The organism is Falsiroseomonas sp. (genome assembly GCF_051860665.1).
GTDB lineage: Bacteria > Pseudomonadota > Alphaproteobacteria > Acetobacterales > Acetobacteraceae > Falsiroseomonas.
This window is the reverse complement of sequence record NZ_JBHYDM010000038.1, coordinates 36,365-43,510: the sequence shown is the minus strand read 5'-3', so window position 1 is coordinate 43,510 and position 7,146 is coordinate 36,365. Positions and strand designations below refer to the sequence as shown.

General features: G+C 69.0%; 7 protein-coding genes. 4 read left to right on the top strand and 3 right to left on the bottom strand.

The features are described 5' to 3' along the window. Positions 1-138 precede the first annotated feature (138 nt). Together ACTIF1_RS23760 and ACTIF1_RS23755 are read left to right on the top strand one after the other, a co-directional pair. Positions 139-528, top strand: coding sequence for a hypothetical protein (locus tag ACTIF1_RS23760; protein ID WP_439598935.1), 390 nt, complete (start codon positions 139-141; stop codon positions 526-528). A gap of 220 nt (positions 529-748) precedes the next feature. Beyond that, positions 749-1,369, top strand: a complete 621-nt coding sequence (locus ACTIF1_RS23755) for a transposase (protein ID WP_439598934.1) — start codon at positions 749-751, stop codon at positions 1,367-1,369. 79 nt (positions 1,370-1,448) lie between these two features. Here ACTIF1_RS23755 and ACTIF1_RS23750 read toward each other — a convergent pair whose 3' ends face one another. Continuing rightward, a complete protein-coding gene (locus ACTIF1_RS23750) occupies positions 1,449-2,015 on the bottom strand; it encodes a YSC84-related protein (protein WP_439598933.1) in 567 nt (188 codons plus the stop codon). Positions 2,016-2,104: 89 nt separating this feature from the next. After that, the gene (gene rnd / locus ACTIF1_RS23745) at positions 2,105-3,286 is read right to left on the bottom strand and encodes a ribonuclease D (protein ID WP_439598932.1); all 1,182 of its coding nucleotides are present in this window, start codon (positions 3,284-3,286) and stop codon (positions 2,105-2,107) included. 113 nt (positions 3,287-3,399) lie between these two features. Between rnd and aspS the strand changes: the two genes are divergently transcribed. Then, a complete protein-coding gene (gene aspS / locus ACTIF1_RS23740) occupies positions 3,400-5,241 on the top strand; it encodes an aspartate--tRNA ligase (protein ID WP_439598931.1) in 1,842 nt (613 codons plus the stop codon). Positions 5,242-5,271: 30 nt separating this feature from the next. Continuing rightward, positions 5,272-6,135 carry an EipB family protein gene (locus ACTIF1_RS23735; protein WP_439598930.1) on the top strand — a complete coding sequence of 288 codons (864 nt, stop codon included), beginning with the start codon at positions 5,272-5,274 and terminating at the stop codon, positions 6,133-6,135. On the opposite strand, the gene ACTIF1_RS23730 is transcribed toward ACTIF1_RS23735, so the two are convergent. Continuing rightward, the gene (locus ACTIF1_RS23730; RefSeq protein ID WP_439598929.1) at positions 6,136-7,137 is read right to left on the bottom strand and encodes an asparaginase; all 1,002 of its coding nucleotides are present in this window, start codon (positions 7,135-7,137) and stop codon (positions 6,136-6,138) included. Between the last annotated feature and the right edge of the window lie 9 nt (positions 7,138-7,146).

Genomic DNA, 7,146 nt, shown 5'->3' with positions numbered 1-7,146 from the left:
GGCCGCTTCCCCGCAGCCGAGTGCGCCAACTACCTCGCCAACTCAGGATATCCACGCCTGATGTGAAAATGCTCTAGTCGAATCGGATCACTATCTCTGATTGGGGCATCGTTTCAATATGAATTCCCTGTTGGCATTTTGGTTAAGAAAGATCGAGATGCGCTGCTGGACCAGGTGAATGAACTTATTCAGACGATTGAACAGGCGGACGTTTCTGAGGATTTGCGCGCAATTTTAAGGCGGAATGCTTCGCTTATGGCTTTTGCCTTGGTCAATACGGATTTGCTCGGCCTGGATGGCGTGTATGATGTCCTCGGTGGCGCACTCATGGCAGCGCGCCGCGCTGAGCGCGCCGTCTCACCCGAGGAGGATGAAGAGCCCACGACCGAAGCCGGACTTCTATCGAAGTTTAAGACGGTCGGTATGGGCATCCTGAAGGCGGCAGATGCCGCTGATCGAGTCGGTAAAGGGGTGCGCGCAGTCGAATCGCTCGGTAGTGGGCTAGGGTTCTTGCCAGGGTCTGGCTAAACCCAGTTTGTGAGTAGCCGCCGCCCCTGCGGCACGTCACGAGCATCGGTGCAAGCCGTAGCCTGCGCCGTGTAGACAAGGGCGTTACAAAGAAGTTTTTGCGGCGCGGTCCGCACCAGAGGCTTTTGACGGCTGGCAGCGATACTGCGAAAAAGCCTTGCGCATCGGGAATAATTCCTATAGGAATGCTTCCCCATAAACCCGCGCCCGGAGCACCCCCATGCGGCTCCACTTCCCCCTCCGCCCCACCGCCCCGCATGACTGGTTTCCCCTGACGGACAGCGAGTGGGCGGCCCTCTGCGACTTCCTCCCCACCGGCCGGGGCAGACCTCCGCGGGATCGCAGGCAAATCTGGAATGCCATCTTCTGGGTGGCCTGTGGCACCGATCCCTGGGCGGCGCTGCCCAGGGATTTTTGCGATTATGGCACCGCGCATAGCGCGCTGATGTACCAGGCCCGCAATGGCACGCTGGAGCGGCTGCTGCTCGCGGTTTCGCGTCATCCCTTCTCCCGGCCGGACATGGCCAGCCTGGAATGGCGCATCTGCCGGGCCTTTCGGCGCGCCGCGCGGCAGCTCAGCCCCTATGCCCTGCTGATGGCGCGGGACCTCGGCATGGAGAGTGCCTTGCCGGGGCCGGCGGAGTTGCTGCCGAAGGCCCCGGTGCCACAGCCCGGCCGGCCGGATGCGCCCTACGAGGTGCCGCGGATGCCCCGCATTCCGCGCCGCACCCTGCGCGGCCTGCCGCCGCCGCGGCTGCACATCCCCGCGCTACCGCCCCTGGTCGAAAAGGCCCCCCGCCGCCCCCGCCACCTGGTCCTCCGCCCCGTCCGCCGGGTGTAGCCCCAACAGAAAAAGCCCTCTCCCCAGCGGGGAGAGGGTTGGGAGAGGGGAGATCTACCTGACCCGGTCAGAAACCGCGTCAGACCGGATTGAACGCCGTGATCTTCGTCCCGTTGATCGCGAGCGCCGCCATCAGCCCTTCCTGGGCGAAGGTCACCGCGTAGACCGGCTCGCGCAGCGTGGTGGCCGTCACGTTCGCCTGCACGCCGCGGTCGAGTGCGACGACGGAGGGGCCGGTGCCGATCTCCCAGCCATCCGCCGCCTGCAGGGCGCGCAGCGCCGCGTCGGTCATGAAGAACATGGCCAGCCCCGCCACCTGGGCGCCGGCCTGCAGGCCGAAGGAGGCGCCGGCGATGCGGTAGTAGCCCTGGCGTTCGTTGCCGCGGAACAGGATGCCTTCGCCGTACTGGCCGCCGACGATCAGGCCGCCGCTGACGATGCGCGGGAAGACCAGCACGGCCTGGGCGCGTTCGAAGAGGGGGGCGGTGTTCGGCATGCCGCGCAGGGTGGCGAGGGCCGCGGTGGTGTTCGCGTCGATCTCGGCGCGGCTGGCGGCGTGGGCCGGGCGGGGCAGGGTGGAGAGCAGGCTGCCGCCGGTCAGGGCCAGGGCGGCGTGGCGGGTCAGGGTGCGGCGGTCGATCGGCATCTTTCGGGCTCCAAGGTCCAGATGCCGCCTGAACGTCGCCGCCTCCGTTCCGGTTGCAACGGGGGCGGGGAGATTTGTGTAACGGCGTGTCAGGCCTGGATCAGCCGCACCCGCCGGCCGTCGACGCCGAGTGCGACGCGCCCTGCCCGCAGGTCCAGCGCGGCGGCGCCGAAGACCTCGCGGCGCCAGCCCTGCAGGGCGGCGAGTTCCGTTTCTCCGGCGGCGAGGCGTTCCAGTTCCTCGGAATTGGCGAGAAGGCGGGGGGCCACCTGGTGTTCCTCGCTCTTGGCGGCCAGCAGCACCTTGAGCAGCGCGACGAGGGCGGGGGAGGGGTTGGCGCCGCTGGCGCGTTCCTTCGGCGCCTCGGGCAGGGCGGAATCGGGCAGGGCCTTGGCTTCCTGGATGGCGAGCAGGAGCGAGGCGCCGGACTTGCCCTTGGCAAAGCCTTCGGAGATGCCGCGGGCGCGGGACAGGTCGGCGACCGTCTCGGGGGCGGTGGCGGCGATCTCCAGCAGCGTCTCGTCCTTCACCAGGCGCTGGCGGGGGATGTTCACGCGCTGCGCCTCCCTCTCCCGCCAGGCGGCGGCGGCGCGGAGGGCACCGAGGAAGCGCCGGTTGTGGGTGCGGGGGCGCAGCCTTTCCCAGGCGGTCTCGGGGTCCTGGCGATAGGTGGCGGGCTCGGCCAGGGCGGCCATTTCCTCCGCCACCCAGCTGCCGCGGCCCTCGCGCTCCAGCTTGGTGGTGAGTGCGGTGTAGATGCGGCGGAGGTGGGTGACGTCCGCGGCCGCATAAGCGATCTGGGCGGGGGAGAGGGGGCGGGCGGCCCAGTCGCTGAAGCGGTGCGCCTTGTCGATCTGGGCATTGGCGAGCGAGCGGGCGAGCTGGTCGTAGCTCACCTGGTCGCCGAAGCCGGCGACGGTGGCGGCGATCTGCGTGTCGTAGATGGGGGTGGGCACGGCGCCGTATTTCAGCAGGAAGATTTCCACATCCTGGCGGGCGGCGTGGAAGACCTTCATCACCGCGGTATCGGCGAGGAGGTCGCCGAGGGCGGTGAGGTCGATGCCGGGGGCGAGGGCATCGACCACGGCCACCTCATGCTCGCCGGCCAGCTGGACGACGCAGAGCTCGGGCCAATAGGTCCGCTCCCGCATGAACTCCGTGTCCACCGTCACGAAGCTCTCGCCGCGCAGGCGGGTACAGAGGGCGACCAGCGCCTCGGTGTCGGTGATCAGGTATGGCGCCGCTTCGGCGCCCGCGGTGCGGCGGCTCATATCCTGTTCTGTAGCGCCCGGCGGGGCGCGGCGAAAGGCGTTGGCCTTGACATCCGGGGCCCGGTCGGGCGGTTTGCCGCCTCAGCACATCACCGCCAGGTCAGTCCCCCACCATGCACGCCTATCGCACCCATCACTGCGGCGCGCTCCGCGCCGCCGACGCCGGCAAGACCGTCCGCCTTTCGGGCTGGGTGCACCGCAAGCGCGACCATGGCGGTCTGCTGTTCGTCGACCTGCGCGACCATTACGGGCTGACCCAGTGCGTGGTGGCGCAGGCCTCCCCGGGTTTCGCGATCCTGGACGGGGCGCGGCCCGAATCGGTGGTGACGGTGACGGGCGAGGTGGTCCCGCGCGAGGGTGCCACCATCAACACCAAGCTGCCGACCGGCGAGATCGAGCTGCGCGTGGCCGAGGTCACGGTGCAGTCGGCGGCCGAAGTCCTGCCGATTCAGGTGGCGGGCGAGCAGGAGTTTCCCGAGGACCTGCGGCTGCGGTATCGCTTCATCGACCTGAGGCGGGACCGCCAGCACCGCAACCTGATGCTGCGCAGCGCGGTGATCGCCAGCATCCGCCGGCGCATGATCGACCAGGGTTTCACCGAGTTCCAGACACCGATCCTGACGGCGAGCAGCCCCGAGGGCGCGCGGGACTTCCTGGTGCCGGCGCGCAATCACCCCGGCAAGTTCTACGCCCTGCCGCAGGCGCCGCAGCAGTTCAAGCAGCTGGCGATGGTGGCGGGTTTTGACCGCTACTTCCAGATCGCGCCCTGCTTCCGGGACGAGGCGTCCCGGGCTGACCGTTCGCCGGGCGAGTTCTACCAGCTCGACTTCGAGATGTCCTTCGTGACGCAGGAAGACGTCTTTGCCGCCATCGAGCCGGTGCTGTCCGGCGTCTTCGAGGAGTTTTCGTCGTTTTCCGGCACCAAGCGGTCGGTCACGCCGGCGCCCTTCCCGCGCATCCCCTATGACCAGGCGATGCTGGAATTCGGCTCGGACAAGCCGGACCTGCGCAACCCGATCCGCATCGCGGATGTGACGGAGCATTTCGCGGGCGGCGGCTTCGGGCTGTTCGCCCGGGCGGTGGAGAAGGGCGCGGTGGTGCGGGCCATCCCGGCACCGGGGGCGGCGGGCAATCCGCGCAGCTTCTTCGACAAGATGAACGAATGGGCCCGCGAGCAAGGCGCCGGCGGCCTGGGCTATATCACCTTCGCCAATGGCGAGGCCGGCGGCCCGATCGCCAAGAACCTGCAGCCGGAGCGCGTCGCCGCCATCAAGGCCGCCTGCAAGCTGGCCGATGGCGATGCGGTCTTCTTCGCCGCGGATAAGGTGGATGTCGCCGCCAAGTTGGCGGGCCAGGCGCGCACGCGCCTCGGCAATGAACTCGGGCTGATCGAGAAGGATTCGTACCGGTTCTGCTGGGTCACCGACTTCCCCATGTATGAATTGAACGAGGAAACCGGCCAGATCGACTTCAGCCATAACCCCTTCTCCATGCCACAGGGGGAGCTGGAGGCGCTGAACACCATGGATCCGCTGCAGATCAAGGCCTATCAGTACGACATCGTCTGCAACGGCATCGAATTGTCTTCCGGTGCCATCCGGAATCATCGCCCGGACGTCATGATCCGCGCCTTCGAGATCGCGGGCTATACGGCGCAGACCGTGGAAGACCGCTTCGGCGGCATGCTGAACGCCTTCCGCTACGGCGCCCCGCCTCACGGCGGCTCCGCCCCTGGCATCGACCGCATCGTCATGCTGCTGGCCGATGAGCCGAATATTCGTGAAGTAATTTTGTTTCCCATGAATCAGCAGGCCGAGGACCTGATGATGGGTGCGCCGGCACCGGTGGATGCCGCGCGGCTGAAGGAGCTTTCGATCAAGCTCGACCTGCCGCCGCCGAAAGGTGGTGCGGCGGCGCCCGAGAAAGGTGGTGCGGCGGCGCCCAAGACTGCCTAGATGCAACGCAGCACGCATCCAGGACTTCCCATGCAAGCCACCCGCCGCCTGAGCCTTCTCGCCGCCTTCTGCTGCCTCGCCCTGCCGGCGGCGGCGCAGCAGCCGGCGCCGATCACCGCCGGGCCTCGCGCCGGGGTCTCGGCGGAGGCGCTGGGCGCCGGCATCGCCCGCATGCTGCCGCACCGCGCCGCCTATCGCCTCGACCTCGGCGAGGCGCGGGGCTCCGGCATCACCGCGGTGCGCGGCGCCATGGTCTTCGACGTGGCCGATGCCTGCGAGGGCTGGGCCACGCGGCAGCGCATGACCATGACGGTGGTGGACCGCGAGGGGCAGGAGATCGAGACCGTCTCCGACTACGCGACCTATGAGGCGAAGGACAATTCCAGCCTGCGCTTCTCCCTCACCCAGACCACCCAGGGTGCCGTCAGCCAGCGCGTCTCGGGCGAGGCGGCGCTGCAGCCGGATGGCAGCGGCACCGTGCGCTTCAGCGAGCCCGCGGGGCAGGAGGAGACGCTGCCGGCGGGCACGCTGCTGCCGATGCGCCACACGGTGCTGGCCGTGGAAGCCGCGCGCGCGGGCCAGCGCCTGCTGGCCGCACCGCTGTTCGACGGCACCAGCGCTGAGGGTGCGCAGGACACCACCACGGTGATCCCGAGCTGGACCCAGCCCAGCGGCACGCCGCGCTTCCCGCTGATGTCGGGCGCGGCCTCCGGCCACATGCGCATCGCCTTTTTCGAGCGCGGCGCCGGCGGCAATGGCGCCTCCCAGCCCGAATACGAGGTCGGGCTGCGCTACTACGACAATGGCATCGCCGATGAGATCGTGATGGATTTCGGCGAGTTTTCCGTCACCGGGCAGGCGCTGGAGCTCTCGCCCCTGCCCGGCGGCTGCTGATCACGCCGTCTCGAACAACCGGGCGATCTCCGCCCGGTCCCGCCCGCGGGTCAGCGCCAGCATCAGCAGGATGCGCGCCTTCTGCGGGTTCAGGTTGTCGGCATTGAGAAAACCTTCCTCGCCATAGCGCTTGGTCGGAAAGGTGCGGCCCGAGCCGGCGCGGGAGGAGAGCACGGCGACGCAGCCCTGGGCGATCGCCTCCACCATGGCGCTGCGCTCGGCCGGCGTCAGGAAGCCGGGCGCGAGCGCCGCGGCGACGATCCCGGCGGCGCCGGCGGCCAGGAAGGCATGCACTGCCACGCCATCGCCACCCGCCACGGAATAGAGCACGTCGACGCGCGGCGGCTGCTCGATGCCCAGGATATCGAAGCGCTCCGCCACGGGCAGCACCCGGGTCGGCCGGCGCCAGAAGCTGTTGCGGTCCGCATCCACATGGCCGAGCGCGCCGAGATCGGGGCTGCGAAAGGTCTGCATCCGGCCGGTGGAGGTCTTGGTCACCTCCCGCGCCGCGTGGATCTCGTCATTCAGCACCACCAGCACGCCGAGGCCCCGCGCCTGTGGGTCGGCGGCGACCCGCACCGCCGCCACCAGGTTCATCTGGGCGTCGGAGGACAGGCCGGTGAAGGGCCGCTGGGCCCCCGTCACCACCACGGGCAGGTCGGTCGGCAAGGTGAGCGACAGCAGATAGGCCGTCTCCTCCAGCGTCGCGGTGCCATGGGTGATGACGATGCCGGCGAGGTCCGGATGCGCCGCCTCCAGCTCGACGATCTTCGCCACCAGCGCCCGCCAGTCGGACCAGCCGATGGCGGTGGAGGGGATGGCGGTGAAGGGCACGGCGAAGACATCCGCCACGCGGGCCAGGTCCGGCACGCCGGCCACCAGCGCCGCGGCATCCAGGATCGGCCGGCCGGAGGAGGCATAGTCCTGCACATCCAATCCGTGCAGGCCCTGGGAGGCGATGGTGCCGCCGGTGCCGATGACCGCGACTTTGGGTTTGTTCAAAGGGATCTT

Excerpts from the sequence above, each read along its gene's own strand:
- ACTIF1_RS23750 (WP_439598933.1), bottom strand. The coding sequence starts at position 2,015 with ATGCCGATCGACCGCCGCACCCTGACCCGCCACGCCGCCCTGGCCCTG.
- ACTIF1_RS23735 (WP_439598930.1), top strand. The coding sequence starts at position 5,272 with ATGCAAGCCACCCGCCGCCTGAGCCTTCTCGCCGCCTTCTGCTGCCTC.
- rnd (WP_439598932.1), bottom strand. The coding sequence starts at position 3,286 with ATGAGCCGCCGCACCGCGGGCGCCGAAGCGGCGCCATACCTGATCACC.
- aspS (WP_439598931.1), top strand. The coding sequence starts at position 3,400 with ATGCACGCCTATCGCACCCATCACTGCGGCGCGCTCCGCGCCGCCGAC.
- ACTIF1_RS23755 (WP_439598934.1), top strand. The coding sequence starts at position 749 with ATGCGGCTCCACTTCCCCCTCCGCCCCACCGCCCCGCATGACTGGTTT.